Raw genomic sequence first — 22,028 nt, forward strand, 5'->3', positions numbered from 1 at the left:
AAATTTTTGGGTTTTGTAATTTAATCTATTGCGACTTAAATTCCCACTTTTAAGCAAGGAAAATTGATGAAAAAAGTTAAAGCAAAAGCACATTCTAATATCGCATTGGTAAAATACTGGGGAAAGAGAAATATTCCGTTAAATCTTCCTGCAGTGGCTTCAATTTCAATAACGTTGGATACTTTGTTTACTGAAACCCTGCTTATGTTTGATCCGGAATTAGAAAAAGATACGCTTGTATTAAACAAAACCCTGGCATCTGAAAAAGACACAAAACGCATGTCAAAGTTTTTGGATTTGATTCGGTCAGAATCCAATGAAAAAAATTATGCCTATGTGGAAAGTGAAAATAATTTTCCAACATCCGCCGGTCTTGCTTCATCGGCTTCCTCATTTGCCTGTTTAACGATGGCTGCGGCAAACGCAGCTAATTTGGATATTTCAAAGAGCAGACTGTCGGAATTTGCCCGCTTGGGTTCGGGTTCTGCTGCACGTTCTATTTTTGGTGGATTTGTTGAAATGGATCTTGGAAAAAAAGAAGATGGAAGCGACTCAATAGCACATCAGATTTTTCCTAAAGAACATTGGGATTTGAGCGTTCTCATTGCAATCACATCGGAAAAAAAGAAAAAAACCGGGTCAACAGAAGGCATGGAAGCATCCCGGTTAACATCACCATTTTATCAACCCTGGATCGATTCATCTACAAAAGATATGAACGAAATGCGTGATGCAATCACACAAAAAGATTTTGAAAAAGTGGCTGAAGTTTCTGAGTTCAGTTGCCTAAAAATGCATGCTTTAGCTTTGGCTACAAATCCGGGATTGATTTACTGGAATGGCGCAACAGTAGATGCAATGCACTATGTCCGTGAAATGCGGGAGTCGGGTATTCCGGTTTTCTTTACCATCGATGCGGGGCCTCAGGTAAAAGCAATCTGTCCAACAAAATATGCAGGACAAGTGAAACAGAAATTAGAGCAGCTACCGGATGTTATCCGCGTTATAAAAACTGGTCTTGGCGGAGATGCAATAATCCTGGAGGAAAAGGTTGTTAGTTGAAACCCAGGCTCCAGGTAAACTGATTTTGATCGGCGAGTATGTTGTGCTGGAAGGTGCTCCATCCCTTGTGTGTGCGGTTGATCGATATGCAAAAGTGAAAATTTCTGAAAGTGAAACAGAATATTACCTGGTAAGTGCGCCATCCATCGATATAGAGAATGTACCATTTTCAATAACCTCAAACGGGTTGATTTTATTTGAAAATTCCGTGGATATGCTCACGCGTAAAAAGCTGTCTTTTTTTAAAACCACATTTGAATATGCATGGCAGTATTGTAAATCGTGCCGAATTACATTTAATCCTTTTAAAATTGTAATCGACACGGATGCCTTTTATTCTGCTGAGTTAAACACAAAACTGGGTTTTGGCTCCAGCGCAGCTTTAACCGTCGCTCTTGTAAAGGCTCTATTTAAATTGTCTGGCAAATCGCCTGATGATTTAGAAGAACTGAACAAAATTTTTAGATTATCTTTGGCGGCACATAAAAAAGCTCAAGGTGGTTTAGGAAGCGGGATTGATATAGCGGCCAGTTCAATGGGCGGAGTTTTGGAATACCGCGTTGGGATTAATAACCGTGCTGAACAGCTTTTGCCTGAAAAAGTAAAGGTTTGGGAAAAATTAAAAATGCTGGTTGTTTTTACGGGCAGTTCTGAATCGACACGAAAAATGGTTGCCGGTGTTGGCCAGCTTAAAAAAGAAAAGCCCGAGATTTACAAACAACTCATGTCCGATTTGGAAACTTCATCAGTAAATGGTTGCAAAGCTTACAAAAAAAATGATATATCTCTGTTTTTTAAAGAGATAAAAAATTATAATGATCTAATGTCTTCATTGGGTGAAAAAAGTGGAATGCCGATAATTTCACCTGTTCATCAAAAAATTTCTGAGGTTGTTGTCCAAAGCGGTGGGGTTTACAAGCCAAGTGGGGCCGGTAGCGGTGATATTGGGATTGCTTTTGCTGAAAACGCAGAACAAATTATTGTTGTTAAGAAAGCAATTGAAAAATCTGGTTTTACCTGGCTTGATGTGAAAATTGCTTCAGAACACTAATTTGATAAGAAACTTAAGAATATATTAAATTACCCAAGATGACTGAGAGAATACTTTCAGCTTACTTCAAGATTCTAAAAAGATAATACTTTATGGCAAATTCAAAGATATCCGGTTTTTATAAAAAATCCATTCAGGAACGATTGCGTATCCTGCAAAAAAATGATCTCTTGAATAAGGATGATTATACCTTGCTCAAAAATGGCAAGGGATTTTTGCAGACCGAAGAATCGGATAAGATGATTGAAAATGTTATTTCTGTTTTTGGGCTTCCCATGGGCATGGGCCTTAATTTTTTGGTCAATGGAAAAGATTACGCCGTACCAATGGTTGTTGAAGAACCATCAATTGTAGCAGCTGTTAGTTCTATGGCAAAAATTATCCGCCAGGCCGGTGGTTTTATAAGTGAAAGCAGTGAACCGATACTGATTGGTCAGATCCAGGTTGTAGATATAAAAAATCTTTCTGCCGCAAAAAATGCAGTCCTGACAAATAAAGAAGAAATTATTAACCTTGCCAATAGTATGCATCCAAATATGGTGGCACGAGGTGGCGGCGTACGGGATGTTGAAGTACGTATTTTAAAAGCAGGCGAAGGCAAAAAAGAAATGCTGATTGTGCATCTTCTGGTTGATGTACAGGATGCAATGGGAGCTAATCTTGTAAACAGCATGTGCGAAGGTGTTGCATCTCTTATCGAAAAAATTACAGGCGGCAGAGTTTTTCTTAGAATTCTTTCGAACCTCACTGACCGTTCAATGGTGAAAACCACCTGTACAATCCCAACTAAACTACTTGATGGAAAAAAGTATTCAGGTGATGAAGTCCGTGATGGAATAATACTGGCAAATGATTTTGCAGAAGCAGATCCATACCGCGCGGCAACCCACAACAAAGGCATAATGAACGGAATTGATCCGCTAATTATTGCAACCGGAAATGACTGGCGGGCTATTGAAGCAGGTGCTCACGCCTATGCAGCAAGAAGCGGGCAATATACTTCCTTAACAAAATGGTTTCAGAATGAAAATGGCGATCTTGTAGGAATTTTAGAACTTCCGGTACGAGTTGGAATTGTAGGTGGTTCTTTGGAAAGTAATCCTATGGTTGGCGTTGCTTATCGCCTTTTGGGAATAAATTCAGCACGTGAATTAGCTGAGTTGATTGGCGCCGTTGGTCTTGCACAAAACCTTGGTGCTATTCGTGCTTTAGCTACAGAAGGGATTCAAAGTGGACATATGAGCTTGCATGCCCGGAGTGTAGCGATGACAGCCGGCGCTACACCGGATGAATTTGAAACTGTCGTTGAAGAACTGATCGATAGTGGTGATATAAAAGTTTGGAAAGCTAAAGAGATAATTGAAAATATTAAGACTAAAGAAACAAAAAGTCAGGTTGAAACGATTCTTTCGCCAACCGAAAGTACAATGCCAACCGGGTTTGGAAAAATTATTCTGTTAGGCGAACATGCAGTTGTATATGGTAGCCATGCTATTGCTGCACCGGTTCCGCTTGCAATGCAGGCCAAAGTAAACGATAGCAATAAAGAAGGTATTCATCTGCTAATCCCGCGTTGGGGTGTTGAAGAGCGCCTTTATCGCGGCGTAGAACATAAATATTCAATATTTCAATCTCTCGATCTTATTTTGGATGAACTGGATTTGCATGACCGTAATATGCAAATAGAGGTTTTTCCACATGTTCCGCGAGCGATGGGGCTTGGCGGCTCAGCGGCTCTTGCTGTGGCAATCATCAGGGCATTATCGGAGCATTATAAACTAAATCTTGCTGATAAACGCATTGCTGATTTAAGCTATAAATCTGAAAACATCGTGCATGGTACAGCATCAGGAATAGATAATACTTTGGCAACTTATGGGCGCTTTATTCAGTTTAAAAAAGGTACACCGCCAATCATGCAAAATATTGAAGTTAAAGAACCCATCCGTGTGGTGATTGGTTTAACCTGGGTTGAGAGTTTAACAGCAAAAATGGTAACACGTGTAGCCAAAGCCTGGGAAGGAAACAAGAAACTTTATAACCATATTTTTCTGCAAATTGATGAGTTGGTTCTGGAAGCAGGTGAAGCAATCAAAACAGGTAATTTGGAGCAATTGGGTGAACTGATGAATATTAATCAGGGCTATTTGAATGCATTACAGGTTTCCGGCAGGGAGATAGAAGAGATTATTGACATTGCGCGTAGTAATGGGGCATTAGGTGCCAAATTAACAGGCGGCGGAGGAGGAGGTGCAATTATTGCACTCTGTCCTGACAATTGGGAAATAGTTGCAAAGGCGATTCGTGCTGCCGGCTACCAGGCCATGGTTGCAGATATAAAGTGATAAATAATAAATACAGGTTTTTAAAAAAATGACTAGTTATTATAAAAAGTTAGACGAATTAAAAGTTAAGCTTTTCAGGCTTCACTTCTTACTTACTGAGGAACAAACCGAGCAAGCCATTGCAGATGGAGTTGAACAATTTCAGATTTGTTTTAGCCAGGCTATGGAATGTTTGGATTTCTTTATTGAAACTGAGTACAAGCAAAAAGCAGAATCCAATGATCATTTATTGCAGCTTTCGCTTGAACACAAACTTTTTAACCAATCAATGATTGATTCAATGAAAAAAATGTTAGCTGATTATGATTTGGTCCAGAAAGGTAAAAATATAGAAAAAATATATCCTGTAATTAAAGAAAGTTATGCCCGTTATCTGCAAATGGTTTTGGATATGTTAACACATATGGGCGAAGAAGCAGAAGAAGAGTAGATTTGTATTGATAATTATTAAAAAAGGTAATTAATGACAAAGAATGACAAAATAGTTTCTTTTGAAAGCGAACGTTTAATCCTGGTTGATGACGATGATAATGTCCTGGGATTCAAATCAAAAGCAGAATGCCATAATGGTGAAGGAATCCTGCACCGTGCTTTTTCAATTTTTATATTTAACAGCCAAGGCCAGGTAATCATGCAAAAAAGGGCGAAAGAAAAACGTCTTTGGCCGTTGATTTGGTCAAACAGTTGTTGCAGCCACCCAAGAGAAGGCGAAAGTTATGAATATGCAACAGAACGCCGTTTAAAGGAAGAACTTGGTCTTCAAACGGAATTAGATTATTTATATAAATTTAGATATCATGCAAAATGGAAAGATGAAGGTTCGGAATCTGAATTGTGTTCTGTTTATATTGGAAAATCAGACGATTTACCACAAGTAAATGAAACTGAAATTGATGAATGGAAATTTTTTAGCAGGGAAGAGTTAAACGCAGAACTTGATAACAATCCTGAATTATATTCGCCTTGGTTTAAAATGGAATGGAAAGAAATTCAAGATAATTTCTGGGATCGTGTTGAGGCGTTGTAGTTTTTAATTGGTAATAATTCCCTGTACAATTTAATCTTGTGGTTTTAATAAATGATTTCTCATCCCCAAATAGTGCATTTTCCAATTGCGCTTCTTACAGTTGCTGTTATTGCTGATTTAATAAGCTACTTTTGGCAAAAAGAGTTTTTTAATAAAATGGCACTGACTTTACTTTTAGTAGGTGTATTAACAGCTTTTTTTGCAGTACAAAGTGGTGATACTGCAATGGAAAATTTAAACAATATAAAACCAATTAAATATTTATTAGATCAACATGAGTCTGCGGGTGAAGCAGTTTTAAAGTTGTTTGGTTTGGCGTTGATTCTTAAGGCGGTTCTTCTCTATTTAAAAAAAGAGCAATTGTATATTAAAATATTGATTAGCATAGTAATGCTGATGGGTGTTTTTAAAATTTACCAGGCAGGGCATTTGGGCGGCATACTTGTTTATGAAAAAGGTGTAGGCGTTCAGCAACTTTTTGAAGAAACGAAAACTCCTTAAAAATGGGTTGAATAATATTCTGTAACGACAATTTTTATTAATCATCGAATAATTGGTAGGGAGAAACTAATGATTAATAAAAATACTTTAATTGAAGATTTAATCGAACAGGTGCCTGGTTCAATCAGCTATTTAATGGACAAAAAAATACGCTGTATTCGCTGTGGTGAACCAATCTGGGGAACATTAGAAGAAGCCGCAAAAGAAAAAAACTACTCAGATGAGCAGATTGATGTTTTTGTAAATGAGCTAAACAAATTAAAATAATAGGCACTTTAATAAAATAATTATGATTGAAATATTAGAAGTTTTAATTACAACCCTTGAAGTTTCAGGGGTTGTTTTTTTTATGATGGTTTTGGTGGATTTTTTTGATGTCCGTACACGGGGGAAAATCAAATCCTTAGTTCACAAATCCAAGTGGAGTGAATATTTGACGGCCTCGTTTCTTGGGGCAACTCCAGGTTGCATTGGCTCTTACATAAATGTTTCTATGTACATGCATGGTTTTATGGGCATGGGAGCTATAGCTGCGGGTATGATTGCAACATCTGGCGATGAAGCGTTTGTTATGCTGGTCCGTTTCCCGGAAAAAGCTCTTCTATTATTTGCTATTTTATTTATACTGGCCATACCAATGGGAAGTTTACTGGATATAATTTTAAAGAAATTGAAAATCAAATCTTGTGAAGCATGCGAAATGCATGAACATCATTCACAAGACAATGAAAGAAATTACAAACATTATTTTACAGTTCATATCTGGCAACACATTTTTAAAAAACACATAATCCGGATTATTATTTGGACATTTTTTAGCCTTCTGTTTGTCAATATTGGAATTAATTATTTTTCGATTAATGAGCTGGTTAATAATAATATAGGTTGGGTTATTTTAATTGCCGCTTTAATTGGAATAATTCCTGAATCAGGTCCACACCTGGTTTTTATATCACTTTTTGCAAGTGGAGTAATTCCATTTTCAGCTCTTTTGGCAAGCTCTATATCGCAGGATGGGCATGGAATGTTGCCAATGCTTTCATACAGTTTGCGTGATTCAATTATTATTAAAACATACAATGTAGGCGTAGCATTGGTTATTGGTTGGACTACTTTTTATTTTGGGTTTTAAAAAAAATTCACTATCAAAGATTGTTTTAAATAAATTGAATGAAAGTTATGGAAGTATTCTTTCTTTTTCATCTTCATTAGGAAGCCTGCAAGTATGGTTTTTTTCAAACCAGTTATATCTGCTACCAGCAATAAAATCATAAATAAAATCTCTAATAATATTAGGGATGACAAATAATATTACCGAAAGATTCCAAACACCTGGCAATTCTTTTAAAATATGGATAACAGCTTTTGATTTTGTATAGATTTCATCTTTTGTTAAAAAAACAACACTATCAATATTTCTGATTATAGTTTCAGGTAAAGTTACCTTCGCTGTTTCTCCTTGAAGAGAGGCAAATTTTAATTTTTTCTTTTTATCTTTTCGGATTAGAAAGTCAACAAAACCATTGCATAAAATACAGAAGCCATCAAAAAAAATTATACTTTGTTTGGATGCATTTTTAATTTGATTCTCTTTTTTGCTTTCACTCATTTTCTTTTTTTCGCCGTTCTTTGCGGATAACTAGTTTCAAGCCGCTCCAAATTTCATCCACTGCGCAAACCTTTAAGTCAACCAAATCTAAGCTTAAAGCCCTTTGACGAACCAGGTTTTCGTTTGCAAAACCCTCTTTTTTGGATTTGGTTTTATCCCAGGAAATCCAAATCATACCGTTTTGTTTAATTTGGGTTTGCAGGCCAGGTAAATCCTTAAAATAGTTTTCCAAATCTAAAATAAAGTAGTGTATAAAATCTACAGCCGTTGCATCACTTTGTTTTAAAACTGATGTGCTTTCTGGTAATCCTTCCTGTATTTCAAAATAATAATCGGGCTGGTTATAAAGTTTTATTAAAAAGTCGTCTTTTATCCCCAGCTTTTTTACAAGGGGTGTTTTAGAGTATCCTGCCATGACTTCCTTCTTATTAAAAAAGTAAACTATAACCATATCATGTTGTCAAAATCTTAACGTGTAAAGATGCTAACTAATTTCCATATTTTTGAAACCGAGTATAGGATTACACAAAAAGTTTAAGGTAAAAATAATGAAATATACAAAAAGTATAATTGCTCTTCTATCAGTAATTATAATAATTTTTGCATGTGGGGAAGACCCCGTAAAAGTAACAACAGGAACCATTAATGGAGTGGTTTATGATTATTCTTCGGGAACCACAATTGGAAATGCAAATATTGTAACTCAACCCCCAAGCAGTTCGGTTACAAGCGATACTTTAACTGGAGAATTCAAAATTCTTCATGTGGAACCGGGTATTTATCACGTCCGTGCCCAGAAATCTGGTTATGATAGTGCAGGGGTTGATATTTCTGTTATTGCCGATGATAAAACCATTGCAGACATTGCATTAAGGGTGGATAGTACTTTTGTCGATACAACTGAAGCACCGTAGATCAGATAAATCACTCCTAACAATCAAGATGAACACAATGTTCATCTTTGGATTCAAACTCAATTGTAATGTGTTGAATATGTTTATCATTTAGCTCATCACGAATTTTAGTTTTCAATTCAGCCATTTGGTCCAAATCTTTGTTTTCATGTAGCGCGACATGAATTGTTAAAACATTGTATTCGCCATCCATTGTCCATAAATGAATGTCATGAACATTGTCAATTTCTTTAAATCCGGAAATCTTTTTTTCGATTGAAGCGACATCAATATCCGAAGGGCTGGCCTGAAGAATTATTTTTAATGCATTCTTTAAGTTTTTATAAACATTAAACAGAATATAAGCGGCGATTAATAATGAGAGCATTGGATCCAGAATAGGAATACTGTAAAAGGTCATTACGATACTTGCAATTAGTACAGCAACCCAACCCAAAACATCTTCCATCAAATGAAGTGAAACAACTTTTTCATTTAATGAGCTTCCTTTTTTCAATTTTAAGACCGCAGCACCATTTACAATAATTCCAAATATTGATAATAGTATCATCCCTTCTGCATTTGGTTGTTGAGGATTAAATAAACGCGGAAAGGACTCCCAAATTATTATGATTGATCCAATTACTAAAATGATGGAGTTAATGATAGCGCCAAATATTGAAAAGCGTCTATAGCCAAAAGTAAATTGTTGATCTCTTTTTTTTTGAGATAGCTTTTGGAAATACCAGGAGAGTCCCAGACTTATGCTGTCTCCTAAATCATGCAAGGCATCCGATAGAATGGCAACACTATTGGTAAAAATCCCACCAATAATTTCAATTAGTGTGAAAAACAAGTTTAGGAAAAAGGCGGTGCGAATATTTTCAGTTTCATGATGATGATGATGATTGTGACTCATATCCTTCTTCATATATTTTTAATACAAACATTTTACAAAACTTATTTTCTGCAGCAAAATTAATATGATTTATTTAGAGAATACCTGGAAAATATCTGGTAAAAAAAGAATAGTAATGTAGATGAAAGAAGGAATCAAAATTATTATGAACAATTATTAAAAAGATGATAAAAATTGTTTGAGGTTACAGTTTTGATGTCGTATATTATGAAAGAGAAAAAATTCACAAAATAGTTTTTTTAAACGTTTTATCACAAGAATTTACCGCTTAATAAATCATGAGGTAGAATATGGGTAACAAAATAAAGTCCAAACTGGAGGGGTTGAATCGTTATTATTTTGATAAAGATACAACGACCCAGTTTATAAACTTTTTAAGAGACCAGGCAACTGTTATTGCTCCACATAGTAAAGGGGATGTTTCATTTTCTTTTGAGGAAGTTAAAAATGCAGAAGATGTGGTTTTAGAATATCCAAGAACGATTCAGCCCTTAAAAAAAATGTTTATGCCTCCCAAAGAGGTTCTTATAAACTTTAATCTTAAAAGCAACAAGTATAAGCAACCGGATTTAAAACCTGACAAACGTATTTTTTTCGGTGTTCATTCTTATGAAATGCAATCAATTAAGCGATTGGATTTTAGTTTTACAAAAGGTCATCCAGAATCAAATTATCTTACCCGCAGGGAAAATTCAATGTTTATCGGAGTGGCCTTTGAACCGGATAAATGGCATTTTTCCAGTGCGGTTGGTATTGATATTGAAGAAACAGATGGCTTTGCTATTTATTTTTATCCACTAGGACCAGGATACCTTGTATTTGAAATAACCCAGGAAGGTGGAAAACTAATTCGCGATTTTGGGCTTGGGACTTTGGTTAACGACCAGGACCTGGAAGTTGAAGAAAAAGAGTTCAAAACAAAAATAAAATATCATTATAACAGACTTCCCGAAATTTTTAAGCATGTATATGATTCAAAGGTTTGGGAAGATGTTGCCCAAAAATGTTTGGGGTGTGGTACATGCAATCTTTTATGCCCTACATGTTATTGTTTTGATGTGCAGGATGAAATAGAACTTGATGCCGAAAATGGTCAACGCAGTCGTTCATGGGACAGCTGCATGCTTCGTGGTTTTGCGGAAGTTTCGGGTGGAGAGAATTTCCGGAACAGCCTTGGTGAGCGAACCAGACACAGATTGTTTAGGAAGTTTAAGTACATTACAGAGCAATCGGGCGTGTTGCATTGTGTCGGTTGTGGGCGTTGCTCCAGTTATTGCCCGGCTGATATTAGTTTGGTGGATATTGTAAATAACTTAATTGATGATTATTCAGATCAACAAAAAAAACAAGCTATTTAGTTTTAGATGAGGACCCTTATGGAAAATTTAGCTTTTGAAAAACAAGACTTATATAATCCGCTAATTGCAACTATCGCAAAGGTTGAAGATTTAACTTCAACTGAGAAGCGGTTTGAAATTGAATTGCCAGATAAAAAAATACTAAATCATAAACCAGGCCAGTTTGTGGAGGTTTCAATCTTTGGTTTTGGTGAGGCTCCAATCTCAATTAGTTCTTCGCCAACAAAAGAGCCTATTTTTGATTTAACTGTTCGTAATACCGGCGGCAGGTTAACAAATAAAATGCACCAGTTAGAAGCAGGAAGTCAGCTTGGAATCCGTGGCCCATTCGGTAATGGTTTTGATGTATCAAAATTTCACGGAAAAGACATGCTTTTTGTTTGTGGCGGGATTGGCCTTGCTCCGTTAAAATCTCTTATTGATTATACTGTTGCCCGCAAAAATGATTTTGGCCGCATAATAATTTTATATGGTACAAAATCTCCTTCCGAAATTTTATTTCCTGAAGAAATTCAAGCCTGGAAGGAAAACAAAGATGTGGAATTTGCAATGAGTGTTGACCAGGCAGATGCCAACTGGAAAGGAAATGTAGGTGTTATCACAACACTAATTCCTCCTGTAGAGCTTGATGTGGAAAATACGATTGCTACGGTTGTTGGCCCGCCAATAATGTATAAGTTTGTATTAATGTCTTTAAAAGGGAAACGAATCCCGGATGAAAATATTTATTTATCTTTAGAGCGCAGAATGAAATGTGGTGTAGGAAAATGCGGACATTGCCAAATTAACAATACCTATGTTTGCCAGGACGGTCCCGTCTTTCATTATCCACATGCTAAAAAATTGGAGGAAGCAGTATGAGCAAGCCAAAAGTTGCATTTTTTGATTTTACAAGTTGTGAAGGCTGCCAGTTAAATAAGCTAAACCTCGAAAACGATCTTTTAGCTTTATTAGAACTTGTAGATATTGTTGAGTTTCGGGAAGCCATGGATGACAAAGCTGATTATTATGACATTGCTTTTATAGAAGGTAGTATTAGCACACCATCATGCATTGAAAGAATACATACAATTCGGCGTAAAGCAAAAGTTCTTGTTGCACTAGGTGCATGTGCCGTTCAGGGTGGTGTTAATGCCATGAAAAACCTACACCCGGCTGAGTGGGTAAAAGAAGAAGTTTATGGCGATGACAAATATTTATTTCCATCAATGCCTGTTCAACCTGTAAGTGCGGTAGTTAAAGTAGATTACGAAATTCGTGGTTGCCCAATGAGTACACCGGAATTTTTGCATGTGTTGAAATCATTGGTTCTTGGTAGAAAACCTGAAGCTTTTGACCAGGCTGTTTGTGTAGAATGTAAACTGAAAGAAAATGAATGTGTTTTGGATAAGGGCATGTTTTGCCTGGGACCAGTAACCCGTTCTGGTTGTGATGCGATTTGCCCAACTTTTGGTCAATATTGTACAGGTTGCAGGGGAGTCGTTTCTAATGTAAATGAAAGTGGTGCCGTAGAAATGTTGAAACGGCATGGATTTTCTGCAAAAGAAGCGATAAAAAGAATACAGATGTTTAATGCCATCGAAATTGATAATTAAAAATGAAAGCTTTAGTTAAAGCAATCTCAAGGTCGAAATGCAAATTATTCAATGACCGAATTTGCTTATTACGAATCCAAAATAAAACGGTGATATTATGAAAAAAGATTTAAATATAAAGGTTAAACACCTAACCAGGGTAGAAGGCCATGGTAATATTGTTGTTGATATGAAAAACGGTGTTCTTCAAAAAGCCCAATTGGATATTGTTGAGGCCCCGCGATTTTTTGAGGCCATGTTAAAAGGGCGCAATTTTCATGAAGTTGCAATTATTACTTCGCGCATTTGTGGGATTTGTTCTCTTGGGCACCAGATGTCCTCATTAAAAGCCACAGAAGATGCGCTTGGTCTGGAAATATCTAAACAGACTGAAATTTTACGCCGCATTTTAGTCGATGGCGCGACATTTCAAAGTAATACATTACACTCTTTGTTTCTTGCTGCTCCGGATTTCTTAAATGTTGGTTCAGTTTTCCCACTGGTAAATACTCATAAAGATGTAGTTCTTGCAGCACTTAGATTAAAGCGTCTTGCAAATGATATTGGCGATCTTATTAGTGGCAGGGCAATTCACCCAATCAGTTGTGTTCCAGGTGGTTTTACATCTATTCCTTCTGAAGAAAATTTAAAGAAACTGAGAGATACGATGGCAACTGAAGGTTTGAAAGATGCAACTTTCATAGTTGATGTTGTTGCTTCGCTTGCAGATAAAATTCCTGTGTTTGAAAGAGAAACAGAATACATCAGCGTTAAAAGTGATCAGGAATATGGTTTTTATGATGGGGCAATTTGTTCATCGGACAGTGGCAATTATGGCCGTGATAAATATCTGGATGTAACCAATGAATTTGTTGTGCCTCATTCCTCAAGCAAGCATGCAAAATTTAACCGCAGTTCCTATATGGTTGGTGCTTTGGCAAGATTTAATAATAGTTATGATCAACTTCGGCCATTAGGTAAAGAAGTTGCTGCTAAACTTGGGCTGTCTGCTCCAAACTTTAATCCTTATATGAATACAGTTGCCCAAGTTGTGGAAGTAGCAAATTGTATTGACAATACAATCATGCTAATCGATGAGTTACTTGAAAATGGAATTAAAAACGAGAAACCAAACCAGACTCCTACAAAGTATGGCAGGGGGTATGGTATTACAGAAGTACCGCGTGGCATTCTTTTCCATGATTATACTTATAACAGGCAGGGCAATATTGAAAAGGCCAATTGTATAATTCCAACAGGGCAAAACCTGGCCAATATTGATGATGATATGAAAAAACTTGTTCCTGAAATAATTGATGAAGGCAAAGAAAAGATTACACATAAATTAGAAATGCTGGTCCGTGCTTATGATCCTTGTATTTCTTGCTCTGTGCATATGTTGGATGTAGAATTTATTGAATAGTGGTGTCATTCTGAATGAAACGAAGCGGAGTGAAGAATCCCAAGTCGGATAGGATGCTTCACTTTCGTTCTGCATGACAATTTGAGGTTGAAGAATGTTAAAAGTAATTGGCATTGGGAATGCTTTACGTGGCGATGATGCTATTGGCCCATTGATAATAGAAGAGCTTGAAAAAAAGCCAAATGGTATACCGGCAAAACTGATTGATGCCGGAGCTGATGCGTTTACAATGCTGGAACATCTGATGGACAAAGAACCACTGCTGATTATTGATTGTGCAAAGATGGGAATGAACCCCGGTGAAATCAGAATGTTTGATGTAACCGAGGCAACAATCGCCAATGCGGCAAAAATAGTTTCTCTGCATGGTTTTGGATTTGGTGATGTATATAAAATGGCTAAGGGAATGGGTGAGGTTGCTCCATGCAAAATACTTGGTGTAGAACCCAAAGAGATAGCTTTCGATACAAATCTCTCTGATGAAGTAAAAAACAGCATTCCCGAAATAGTGAATTTGATAAATAAGGAGGCACAGAATTATGCCTAACAAAATATTAATTATTGATGATGATATTGATTTAGTGGAAGCAATGCGAATGACCCTTGAAAGTGCAGGTTTTGAGGTTATTGATGCACAGGATGGAGAAAAAGGTCTTTCAAAAATTGAAAATGAACAACCGGACCTGGTTATTTTAGATGTAATGATGGGCAGCCAGGATGAAGGTTTTCATGTGGCTTATCAAATTAAGAATAATGAAAAAACAGCAGACTTACCGATTGTAATGCTCTCTGCTGTTGGCCAGGAAACCGGCTTTACTTTTGATAAAGATAAAGATGAAGACTTTTTACCGGTCAATGAATTTATTGAAAAACCTGTGAATCCGGGTGCGTTGATTGAGATTGTAAAAAATAATCTTGGATTTTAGATTCGGATATTCTAATACTCTTACCGTCATTCTGTAAGAATCTTTCATTATTGCCTTATTCTTTAGAGAAAAGGTTTCTTACAGAATGACATTTATTTTCTTTTTATTTATTATGTTGTTTTGGTTTTATTTGATTATTGAACTTTGCAGTTTGATATTCTTTTAAAACTTAATGATAAAAATTATGAATATTAAGGAGCTGTGTGGAGATAAACCAAATCCTGACCGAGCGCTTTCCATTTATGAGCATCGGGATTCTGCAATCACGATTATCATGGTCAATCCAGTTACGATGGCTGGCTATTGTTGGATTTTTTCTTGCTACGATAACCACAAAATATATTTTTGAATTAGCACTTCCTTTTGAAACAATTTGGCAATTATTAGTTGTTCTTACCGTTATAAATTTAAGTTATGTATTCGTTTTAAAAATTTTTAAAGAATTTACTTTTTTATATGAAATTATTTTCCTAACACTTCATATTGTAATCGACCTGATAATCTTAACAGTATTAATCCATCTTTCGGGCGGAGTTGAAAACCCGGTATATCTTTTTTATATCTTTCATGTTGTTTTAAGCAGTATAGTTTTGCCACGATGGTACCCATATGTAATTGCAACTTTTGTAATCATTTTGTTTTCGGGACTTGTTTATAGCGAATACACAATGATTGTACCGCATTACTGTATTTTTAATACGGATACACATGAAAACCTTGCCCTGATAATTTTAGTGTTGATAATTTTTGCTGTAACTGTTTTTATTACAACATACATTTGTACAACTTTTATGAAAATATTCCGGCAAAGCAAAAGGGAAATTGATAGCCTGAATAGAAAACTTGTAAAAGCAGATCAGCAGAAAACACAGTTTTTTCAGTATTCTTCGCATGAACTAAAATCACCAATTGTAGCAATTAAATCATCAATAGATGGAGTTATAGCAAACTACTCAGATAAAATAGATGAAAGGCCATTGAGTGTTTTAAAAAGGGCATCAATCCGTTCTACACAAATGCTTAACATCTTAAAAGAATTATTAGAGCTTTCCAGAAACAGAACATTAGCGCCTCAGGTTTATACAGAAAAAGTTGAAATAAACAAAATACTAAACCAGGCTATTGAAAGAGAAACTGAAAATGCAGATGTTAAAAATATTAAATTTGCCGTAGATATCGAAAAAGGAGATCCTTATCTAACAGGAAAAATAAGTGATTTTGAAAAAATATTTGATAACCTTATTGGAAATGCGGTTAGGTATAATAGAGAAAAAGGGGAAGTTAAGGTTAGCTCTGAAAGTAATAATAATTTGCTGAAAATTGTTATAACTGATTCCGGGATTGGTATTCCACCAAAGGACTTGGAGAACATTTTTGCAGAGTTTTACCGATCAGAAAATGCAAAAAAAGTTGTTAACTTTGGAACAGGTTTAGGGCTTAGTCTTGTAAAACAAATTATAGAAAATTATACTGGCAGGATTGAGGTATCTTCTAAAATAGATATTGGAACGACATTTACAATCTATTTGCCAATAAAAGGAAAATAGTAATGAAAATTGGTGGGATAATTGAAAACCGGGACCTGACCATGTATATGGTTTCAACACTGGAAGATGAGCCGGGCGCTGCAGGTTCGATATTAAAATTCTATGCCCAACGAAATATCAATCTTGAATATATAACCGAAACAAATAGCATAAGTGGATCGGCAGTAATTGCAATTTGTATAAAAGACAGTTTTGCAGAAGAAGTTGACCGCTTTATGATTGAGCATAAAGAATCAATTGAAAAATTGAAAATTATCAAGACAGACAATGTAAGCACAATCGGAATTTATGGCCCGCATTTTCGTGAAAAACATTCTATAGCGGCACGTTTTTGTACTCTTCTTGGTTCCGCAGGTGTAAACATTCTTGGTATCTCCAGCAGTATTTCCAGTGTTTGCTGCGTTATCAAAACAAGCCAGTTAGAGATTGGTAAAAGTGCAATCTTGAAAAGGTTTGAGCTTCCATAAAAAAAATTGTTATTTCATCATACACCTTCCAACCTTTTTTAATCTAAATTTTGTTTAACTGAAACAGGAAAACAGAGGCTTTCCTATTTTTTAATAAATTGAATTATTGTTTATATTTGGTGTTAATAAGGCAATATTTTGCTTTAGATAGTTGTTAGAATTGCCTATATTATATGCCGAATATATAATGGAATTATATGCACGAACTATCAATAGCCAATTCAATTTTAAATATTGTATTGGACGAAATTAAAGAAAAAAAATTACCTGAAGTAAAAGCAATAGGTTTAAAAATTGGGGCCTTGAGCGGGATTTTGGCAGATTCTCTTGAGTTTGGATTTGACGCATTAAAACTTGATACGCCACTTCAAAAGGCTAAATTGGAAATAGAAGAAGTTCCAATTTGCGGAAAATGTGAAAACTGTTCAGAATCATTTGAAGTGAAAGATTTAATTTTTACTTGTCCTTCTTGCCAGTCGCCCTCAATAAAAATGGAAAAAGGACAAGAACTTGATATTGCTTATCTGGAAATTGATGAAGAAAGGGAACATGTAAATGGGTAGTGAAACACTCGTTTTGGTAACAACTGCGGCTTCAATTGCATTTTTTCATACTTTATTGGGGCCCGATCATTATCTGCCATTTGTAATGATGGCAAAAGCGCGGAAATGGTCCATGCTCAAAACAACCTGGGTAACAATCGTGTGTGGAGTTGGCCATGTTTTGAGTTCAGTTTTGCTGGGTATAATTGGGATTACATTTGCAATTGCTGTTTTTAAATTGGAATCGATTGAATCTTTACGAGGTGATTTTGCTGCCTGGTTGCTGATCATTTTTGGGTTAAGTTATTTTGTATGGGGCCTTCATAAAGTCTATAGAGGAAAAGCAGGGCATAGCCATCTTTTTGGATCCCATAAACATCATTATCATGAACATGACCATGAACATGCAAAAGATGATAAACATGCAAAAAAAGAAACCACACCCTGGTTGTTATTTGTAATTTTTGTGCTTGGACCATGCGAGCCTCTAATTCCACTGTTGATGTACCCTGCCGCCAGAAACAGCACTATGGATGTTGTTTATGTTACGATAGTTTTTGGTGTTGTTACAATTGCAACAATGCTTTCTGTTGTTATGGCTTCGGTTTGGGGGTTAACAAAAATTAAACTTGGTGCTTTGGAAAAATATATTCACCCAATTTCCGGTTTTGCAATATTTTTATCCGGGATGGCAATTGTGTTTTTAGGATTATAAATGGGGTATAACCCGGATATACATCATCGAAAATCATATCGTTTAATGGATTATGATTATAGCAAACCGGGTTTATATTTTATTACGATTTGTACATATAAGAAAGAGCACATATTTGGTGAAATAGAAAACAGCAAAATGATAATAAATAAATATGGCGAAATTGTAATAGATGAATGGATTAGGACACCAGAAATCCGTCAAAATATTAAATTGGATGAATTTGGCGTAATGCCAAATCATATTCATGGTATAATTCAGATTGTTGATGATTCAGTAGGGGCGTATTGCAATACGCCCCTACCTGATAAATTATCACCATCAATGGATTGCAATACGCCCCTACAAAATAACCAACAACAACCAAATGTCTGCAATACGCCCTTATTAAATAAACAAATTTTAGGTGATAATGAATCAAAATTAAAATCACCATCTAAAACTGTGGGTGCTATTATTCGGGGTTTCAAATCTGCCGTTTCAAAAAAGATTAATGAAATCCGTAATTCTCCTGGAATTCCAGTCTGGCAAAGAAATTTCCATGATCACATTATTAGAAATGAAAAAGAGTTTTACCGTATTAAAACCTATATTCGGGATAATCCATTAAAATGGGATGATGACCGCTATTATCAATAAAGGAAAAAAATGTCAACAACAATCAAACTTGAAAAAAAAGTTTTATCAGAAAATGATAAACTTGCAGCAGAAATTAGAAATGAATTAACTCAAAATAAGGTAGCTTCATTAAATTTTGTAAGTTCACCCGGTTCCGGAAAAACGAGTCTTCTAGAAAAAACATTGCAAGAGCTTCGAAGCGAATTGAAAATTGGGATGGTTGCCGGAGATGTTCAAACAGAAAATGATGCCAATCGCCTGATAAGCGCCGGTGGTGAAAAGATTAAACCTTTGGTAACCGGTGGATCTTGTCATTTGGATGCAAAAATGGTGAGCAAGGTTTTACCGGAAATTGACAGCTCTGATCTGGACCTGTTCATTATCGAAAATGTTGGCAATCTTGTTTGCCCGTCCAGCTACGATTTGGGTGAAGATATGAAGGTTGTTCTGATAAGTGTTACCGAGGGAGATGACAAACCTCTAAAATACCCATCCATGTTCCGACGTTCCTCTGTGATGGTGATTAATAAAATAGATATGCTTGAATTATGCGATTTCAGTTTGGAAGAAGTAAAGAAAAACGCGCTGCAAATAAATGGCGACCTAAAAATATTTGAACTGTCCTGCCGTACTGGCGAAGGATTGGATGCATGGTATTCATGGTTAAAAGAATTAGTTGTTCAAAAACGTGATGCATAGGATTCAATGCTTTGAGTGATCGCATCATTTTTCGAAACAGAGTTCAAATAAATGGAATTGTACAAGGTGTAGGATTTCGTCCGTTTATTTATCGGATTGCAAAACAATGCAATCTTGCCGGTTTTATAAATAATGACAGTGACGGTGTTTTGATTGAAGTGCAGGGAAGCAAAGAATCTCTGAATGAATTTTTAACTTTGATCAAAACTGAAGCCCCTCCTCTATCTAAAATTACCAATATTGAAAAAAATGAAATCGCGACTAATTCTGATAAAATTTTTCAAATCGTCGAAACAAAAAACAAAGTAACTGCTACAACATTAATTTCTCCTGATGTTTCAGTTTGTGAAGACTGTCTGAATGAGCTCACAGATCCAAATGACCGCCGTTTCAAATATCCTTTTATAAATTGCACAAATTGCGGACCCCGTTACACGATTGTAAAAAGTATTCCTTATGACCGGCCCTTTACATCAATGGCAGTATTTCCTATGTGCCCGGCTTGTGAAAAGGAGTATCGCAATCCTGAAGATAGACGGTTCCATGCACAGCCAAATGCCTGCCCGGATTGTGGACCTCAACTGAGTTTGTTTGACGGAAATAATCAAAAAATAACTTCGAATGATCCAATCTCTGAAACGGTTCAATTATTACAAAAAGGCAAAATAGTTGCAATCCGTGGTCTTGGTGGATTTCATCTTGTTGTTGATGCTTTTAATGAGAAGGCCGTACAGGAACTGCGCATCAGAAAAGGTCGCCAGGGAAAACCATTTGCTTTAATGGCGCCTTCAATCGCATCAATAAAAAAATATTGCCTGGTTTCAGTTGATGAAGAAAAATTCTTAAATCATCATACCCGTCCAATTGTATTATTGAAGGCAAAAAAATCTATCGATATTTCTGATTCCATTGCACCGGGAAATAATTATCTTGGATTTATGCTTCCTTACACGCCATTGCATTTTCTTTTAATGGAGCAGTTTAATGCTTTGGTGATGACCAGTGCAAATTTTACCGATGAACCGATCGCAATAAAAAATGATGAAGCTGTAGAACGCTTAACAAATATTGCTGATTATTTTCTTTTACACGACAGGGACATTCTGCAGCGTTGTGATGATTCTATTATTCGTGTTGTGGATGATAAAGCGAGATTAATACGACGCTCGCGTGGATTTGTGCCTGAACCGGTTTTTATAAAAAATGAGACTCAAAAAAATATCCTGGCAGTTGGAGCAGAGTTAAAAAACACTTTTGCTTTGTCACGAAAGGATTCTGTTTTTTTTAGCCAGCATATAGGTGATCTGGATAATCCATCGGCATATAATTTTTTTGAGCACAGCATTGATCATTTACAAAACATTCTACAGATAAAACCACAGGTTATTGCTTGTGATATGCACCCGGAATATCTCTCTACAAAATGGGCAAAAAAGCAGGATTTACCAATATTGGAAATTCAGCATCACCATGCACACCTGGCATCGGTGATGGCTGAAAATAAAATTTCTTCACCAACGATCGGTTTAATTTTGGATGGAACCGGCTTTGGAACAGATGGCACAATCTGGGGCGGGGAAGTGCTTATTGGCGATTTCAATGGCTTTGAGCGTTTCGCCTGGCTGGAACCCGTTGCAATGCCCGGCGGTTCTATGGCCATTAAGCAACCTTGGCGAATGGCTTTGAGCTATCTCTTTAAAACTTTTGGAGAAGGTTTTTCTAAACTTGAATTACCATTTTTAAAACAAATCCCAGACGATCAAATTATATTAATAGAGAAAATGGTTAATCAGAATTTAAATAGTCCGTTAACATCAAGTTGTGGTCGCTTATTCGATGCAATATCTGCTATGCTTGGGATTTGTTCTGAGGTAACTTTTGAAGCAGAAGCGGCTATAAAAATGGAAATGATTCTTGATGAAACGGTTGATGATCATTATGATTTTGCAGTGAATGATCTTGGAGTCCTGTCAGTGCAATCATTAATAAAACAGGTAGTTGATGATGTGCATAATAAAATTCCGGTTTCGATTATTTCCGCCAAATTTCATAATTCATTAGCTTTCTTTTTTGCAGAAGTTGCAGAGAATGCGCGTCAGAATTTTAAAATAAACCATGTGGCATTGAGCGGTGGAGTTTTCCAAAACGCCTGTTTTTTTAATAGATTAGTAAAATTGCTTAGACAAAAGAAGTTTGAAATAATAACGCACTCTAAGGTTCCAACAAATGATGGCGGCCTGGCCTTGGGGCAAATTGCAATTGCTAACTCCATGTTGAAGAGTTTGTGATGAGTGCAATAAAATAACAAAGTTTATAAAAAGTTTTGAGAATAACAGAAAGGGAAAAATATGTGCCTGGCAATACCTGGAAAAGTAATTGAAATATATGAGGAACACGGGCTCAAAATGGGTAAACTTGACTATGCCGGTACTGTAAATAGTGCTTGTCTGGAGTATGTTCCTGAAATAGAAATAGGTCAGTATGCGGTAATTCATGCCGGATTTGCCATCAATATAATCGATGAAGAAGAAGCCCAAAAAACGTATGATGCCTGGGATGAAGTAATTGAAGCAGCCGAAAAAGAAGGCGCAGATATTTTTGGTATGCCGCTTGAAGAGGAAAAGTTAAAAGATAGAAGTGAAAAGGGAAAAGAGAGCAAATAAAGCGTGATCGTATTGCGTAGGGAGAGGAGCGTATCGCTATACATAAAAAGTTTCTTTGCGCACTTTCCGTTCTTCGCGGTATTATTAAA

26 protein-coding genes are annotated in these 22,028 nt (G+C 36.1%); 23 read left to right on the top strand and 3 right to left on the bottom strand.

What is annotated here, in order from left to right:
- The first annotated feature begins 66 nt into the window (after nt 1-66).
- The 8 genes from mvaD to HND50_15695 all read left to right on the top strand — a co-directional run bounded on the left by mvaD (nt 67) and on the right by HND50_15695 (nt 7,118).
- Nucleotides 67-1,062: a diphosphomevalonate decarboxylase gene (gene mvaD / locus HND50_15660; GenBank protein ID NOG46678.1), complete on the top strand. Its 996-nt coding sequence runs from the start codon at nt 67-69 to the stop codon at nt 1,060-1,062.
- On the top strand, nt 1,052-2,113 hold the full coding sequence (locus HND50_15665; protein ID NOG46679.1) for a hypothetical protein: 1,062 nt from the start codon (nt 1,052-1,054) through the stop codon (nt 2,111-2,113). Before mvaD ends, HND50_15665 begins: the two co-directional genes overlap by 11 nt.
- 92 nt (nt 2,114-2,205) lie before the next feature.
- Nucleotides 2,206-4,458 (top strand): hydroxymethylglutaryl-CoA reductase, degradative, encoded by a 2,253-nt coding sequence (locus tag HND50_15670; protein NOG46680.1) that lies wholly within the window; start codon nt 2,206-2,208, stop codon nt 4,456-4,458.
- 28 nt (nt 4,459-4,486) lie between these two features.
- Nucleotides 4,487-4,888, top strand: a complete 402-nt coding sequence (locus HND50_15675; GenBank protein NOG46681.1) for a hypothetical protein — start codon at nt 4,487-4,489, stop codon at nt 4,886-4,888.
- 33 nt (nt 4,889-4,921) lie between these two features.
- Nucleotides 4,922-5,485 carry an isopentenyl-diphosphate Delta-isomerase gene (gene idi, locus HND50_15680; protein NOG46682.1) on the top strand — a complete coding sequence of 188 codons (564 nt, stop codon included), beginning with the start codon at nt 4,922-4,924 and terminating at the stop codon, nt 5,483-5,485.
- Between the two features lie 51 nt (nt 5,486-5,536).
- Entirely contained in the window at nt 5,537-5,986 is a 450-nt protein-coding gene (locus tag HND50_15685) for a hypothetical protein (GenBank protein NOG46683.1), read from the top strand.
- Between the two features lie 69 nt (nt 5,987-6,055).
- The gene (locus HND50_15690) at nt 6,056-6,253 is read left to right on the top strand and encodes a DUF1858 domain-containing protein (GenBank protein ID NOG46684.1); all 198 of its coding nucleotides are present in this window, start codon (nt 6,056-6,058) and stop codon (nt 6,251-6,253) included.
- Between the two features lie 22 nt (nt 6,254-6,275).
- Entirely contained in the window at nt 6,276-7,118 is an 843-nt protein-coding gene (locus HND50_15695; GenBank protein NOG46685.1) for an arsenic efflux protein, read from the top strand.
- 45 nt (nt 7,119-7,163) lie between these two features.
- Here HND50_15695 and HND50_15700 read toward each other — a convergent pair whose 3' ends face one another.
- Nucleotides 7,164-7,595 (bottom strand): DUF393 domain-containing protein, encoded by a 432-nt coding sequence (locus HND50_15700; protein ID NOG46686.1) that lies wholly within the window; start codon nt 7,593-7,595, stop codon nt 7,164-7,166.
- Nucleotides 7,588-8,046 carry a DUF3052 domain-containing protein gene (locus HND50_15705; GenBank protein ID NOG46687.1) on the bottom strand — a complete coding sequence of 153 codons (459 nt, stop codon included), beginning with the start codon at nt 8,044-8,046 and terminating at the stop codon, nt 7,588-7,590. The genes HND50_15700 and HND50_15705 overlap by 8 nt, the downstream gene beginning before the upstream one ends.
- A gap of 97 nt (nt 8,047-8,143) precedes the next feature.
- Here HND50_15705 and HND50_15710 point away from each other — a divergent pair, with 97 nt between their 5' ends.
- Complete coding sequence (locus HND50_15710; protein NOG46688.1) at nt 8,144-8,509, top strand: carboxypeptidase regulatory-like domain-containing protein; 366 nt, start codon at nt 8,144-8,146, stop codon at nt 8,507-8,509.
- 16 nt (nt 8,510-8,525) lie between these two features.
- On the opposite strand, the gene HND50_15715 is transcribed toward HND50_15710, so the two are convergent.
- Nucleotides 8,526-9,407: a cation transporter gene (locus HND50_15715; protein NOG46689.1), complete on the bottom strand. Its 882-nt coding sequence runs from the start codon at nt 9,405-9,407 to the stop codon at nt 8,526-8,528.
- Nucleotides 9,408-9,697: 290 nt separating this feature from the next.
- Here HND50_15715 and HND50_15720 point away from each other — a divergent pair, with 290 nt between their 5' ends.
- The 14 genes from HND50_15720 to HND50_15785 all read left to right on the top strand — a co-directional run bounded on the left by HND50_15720 (nt 9,698) and on the right by HND50_15785 (nt 21,939).
- Nucleotides 9,698-10,765, top strand: coding sequence for a 4Fe-4S dicluster domain-containing protein (locus HND50_15720; GenBank protein NOG46690.1), 1,068 nt, complete (start codon nt 9,698-9,700; stop codon nt 10,763-10,765).
- Nucleotides 10,766-10,783: 18 nt separating this feature from the next.
- Nucleotides 10,784-11,626 (top strand): FAD/NAD(P)-binding protein, encoded by an 843-nt coding sequence (locus HND50_15725; protein NOG46691.1) that lies wholly within the window; start codon nt 10,784-10,786, stop codon nt 11,624-11,626.
- Nucleotides 11,623-12,360: an NADH:ubiquinone oxidoreductase gene (locus HND50_15730; GenBank protein NOG46692.1), complete on the top strand. Its 738-nt coding sequence runs from the start codon at nt 11,623-11,625 to the stop codon at nt 12,358-12,360. Before HND50_15725 ends, HND50_15730 begins: the two co-directional genes overlap by 4 nt.
- Before the next feature lie 97 nt (nt 12,361-12,457).
- Entirely contained in the window at nt 12,458-13,762 is a 1,305-nt protein-coding gene (locus HND50_15735; protein NOG46693.1) for a Ni/Fe hydrogenase subunit alpha, read from the top strand.
- A gap of 94 nt (nt 13,763-13,856) precedes the next feature.
- Nucleotides 13,857-14,309 carry a hydrogenase maturation protease gene (locus HND50_15740; GenBank protein NOG46694.1) on the top strand — a complete coding sequence of 151 codons (453 nt, stop codon included), beginning with the start codon at nt 13,857-13,859 and terminating at the stop codon, nt 14,307-14,309.
- On the top strand, nt 14,302-14,688 hold the full coding sequence (locus HND50_15745) for a response regulator (GenBank protein ID NOG46695.1): 387 nt from the start codon (nt 14,302-14,304) through the stop codon (nt 14,686-14,688). The genes HND50_15740 and HND50_15745 overlap by 8 nt, the downstream gene beginning before the upstream one ends.
- 203 nt (nt 14,689-14,891) lie before the next feature.
- A complete protein-coding gene (locus HND50_15750) occupies nt 14,892-16,235 on the top strand; it encodes a HAMP domain-containing histidine kinase (protein NOG46696.1) in 1,344 nt (447 codons plus the stop codon).
- Nucleotides 16,236-16,237: 2 nt separating this feature from the next.
- Nucleotides 16,238-16,702 (top strand): hypothetical protein, encoded by a 465-nt coding sequence (locus tag HND50_15755; protein ID NOG46697.1) that lies wholly within the window; start codon nt 16,238-16,240, stop codon nt 16,700-16,702.
- 197 nt (nt 16,703-16,899) lie between these two features.
- Complete coding sequence (hypA, locus tag HND50_15760) at nt 16,900-17,265, top strand: hydrogenase maturation nickel metallochaperone HypA (protein NOG46698.1); 366 nt, start codon at nt 16,900-16,902, stop codon at nt 17,263-17,265.
- Nucleotides 17,258-17,959 carry a hypothetical protein gene (locus tag HND50_15765; GenBank protein ID NOG46699.1) on the top strand — a complete coding sequence of 234 codons (702 nt, stop codon included), beginning with the start codon at nt 17,258-17,260 and terminating at the stop codon, nt 17,957-17,959. Before hypA ends, HND50_15765 begins: the two co-directional genes overlap by 8 nt.
- Nucleotides 17,960-18,598 (top strand): hypothetical protein, encoded by a 639-nt coding sequence (locus HND50_15770; GenBank protein NOG46700.1) that lies wholly within the window; start codon nt 17,960-17,962, stop codon nt 18,596-18,598.
- Between the two features lie 9 nt (nt 18,599-18,607).
- Nucleotides 18,608-19,276, top strand: coding sequence for a hydrogenase nickel incorporation protein HypB (hypB, locus tag HND50_15775; protein NOG46701.1), 669 nt, complete (start codon nt 18,608-18,610; stop codon nt 19,274-19,276).
- Between the two features lie 11 nt (nt 19,277-19,287).
- Entirely contained in the window at nt 19,288-21,564 is a 2,277-nt protein-coding gene (hypF, locus tag HND50_15780; protein ID NOG46702.1) for a carbamoyltransferase HypF, read from the top strand.
- A gap of 60 nt (nt 21,565-21,624) precedes the next feature.
- Entirely contained in the window at nt 21,625-21,939 is a 315-nt protein-coding gene (locus tag HND50_15785) for a HypC/HybG/HupF family hydrogenase formation chaperone (GenBank protein ID NOG46703.1), read from the top strand.
- Nucleotides 21,940-22,028 lie beyond the last annotated feature (89 nt).

The sequence above is a fragment of the Calditrichota bacterium genome (genome assembly GCA_013112635.1).
GTDB lineage: Bacteria > Calditrichota > Calditrichia > Calditrichales > J004 > JABFGF01.

What these genes read in the sequence shown, in the direction of transcription:
- HND50_15705 (NOG46687.1), bottom strand. Translation starts at nt 8,046, where the DNA reads ATGGTTATAGTTTACTTTTTTAATAAGAAGGAAGTCATGGCAGGATAC.
- HND50_15720 (NOG46690.1), top strand. Translation starts at nt 9,698, where the DNA reads ATGGGTAACAAAATAAAGTCCAAACTGGAGGGGTTGAATCGTTATTAT.
- hypB (NOG46701.1), top strand. Translation starts at nt 18,608, where the DNA reads ATGTCAACAACAATCAAACTTGAAAAAAAAGTTTTATCAGAAAATGAT.
- HND50_15690 (NOG46684.1), top strand. Translation starts at nt 6,056, where the DNA reads ATGATTAATAAAAATACTTTAATTGAAGATTTAATCGAACAGGTGCCT.
- HND50_15710 (NOG46688.1), top strand. Translation starts at nt 8,144, where the DNA reads ATGAAATATACAAAAAGTATAATTGCTCTTCTATCAGTAATTATAATA.
- HND50_15785 (NOG46703.1), top strand. Translation starts at nt 21,625, where the DNA reads ATGTGCCTGGCAATACCTGGAAAAGTAATTGAAATATATGAGGAACAC.
- HND50_15740 (NOG46694.1), top strand. Translation starts at nt 13,857, where the DNA reads ATGTTAAAAGTAATTGGCATTGGGAATGCTTTACGTGGCGATGATGCT.
- HND50_15755 (NOG46697.1), top strand. Translation starts at nt 16,238, where the DNA reads ATGAAAATTGGTGGGATAATTGAAAACCGGGACCTGACCATGTATATG.
- HND50_15765 (NOG46699.1), top strand. Translation starts at nt 17,258, where the DNA reads ATGGGTAGTGAAACACTCGTTTTGGTAACAACTGCGGCTTCAATTGCA.
- mvaD (NOG46678.1), top strand. Translation starts at nt 67, where the DNA reads ATGAAAAAAGTTAAAGCAAAAGCACATTCTAATATCGCATTGGTAAAA.
- HND50_15770 (NOG46700.1), top strand. Translation starts at nt 17,960, where the DNA reads ATGGGGTATAACCCGGATATACATCATCGAAAATCATATCGTTTAATG.
- HND50_15730 (NOG46692.1), top strand. Translation starts at nt 11,623, where the DNA reads ATGAGCAAGCCAAAAGTTGCATTTTTTGATTTTACAAGTTGTGAAGGC.
- HND50_15675 (NOG46681.1), top strand. Translation starts at nt 4,487, where the DNA reads ATGACTAGTTATTATAAAAAGTTAGACGAATTAAAAGTTAAGCTTTTC.
- HND50_15715 (NOG46689.1), bottom strand. Translation starts at nt 9,407, where the DNA reads ATGAGTCACAATCATCATCATCATCATGAAACTGAAAATATTCGCACC.
- idi (NOG46682.1), top strand. Translation starts at nt 4,922, where the DNA reads ATGACAAAGAATGACAAAATAGTTTCTTTTGAAAGCGAACGTTTAATC.
- HND50_15745 (NOG46695.1), top strand. Translation starts at nt 14,302, where the DNA reads ATGCCTAACAAAATATTAATTATTGATGATGATATTGATTTAGTGGAA.
- HND50_15735 (NOG46693.1), top strand. Translation starts at nt 12,458, where the DNA reads ATGAAAAAAGATTTAAATATAAAGGTTAAACACCTAACCAGGGTAGAA.
- HND50_15670 (NOG46680.1), top strand. Translation starts at nt 2,206, where the DNA reads ATGGCAAATTCAAAGATATCCGGTTTTTATAAAAAATCCATTCAGGAA.
- hypA (NOG46698.1), top strand. Translation starts at nt 16,900, where the DNA reads ATGCACGAACTATCAATAGCCAATTCAATTTTAAATATTGTATTGGAC.
- HND50_15695 (NOG46685.1), top strand. Translation starts at nt 6,276, where the DNA reads ATGATTGAAATATTAGAAGTTTTAATTACAACCCTTGAAGTTTCAGGG.
- HND50_15725 (NOG46691.1), top strand. Translation starts at nt 10,784, where the DNA reads ATGGAAAATTTAGCTTTTGAAAAACAAGACTTATATAATCCGCTAATT.
- HND50_15685 (NOG46683.1), top strand. Translation starts at nt 5,537, where the DNA reads ATGATTTCTCATCCCCAAATAGTGCATTTTCCAATTGCGCTTCTTACA.
- HND50_15700 (NOG46686.1), bottom strand. Translation starts at nt 7,595, where the DNA reads ATGAGTGAAAGCAAAAAAGAGAATCAAATTAAAAATGCATCCAAACAA.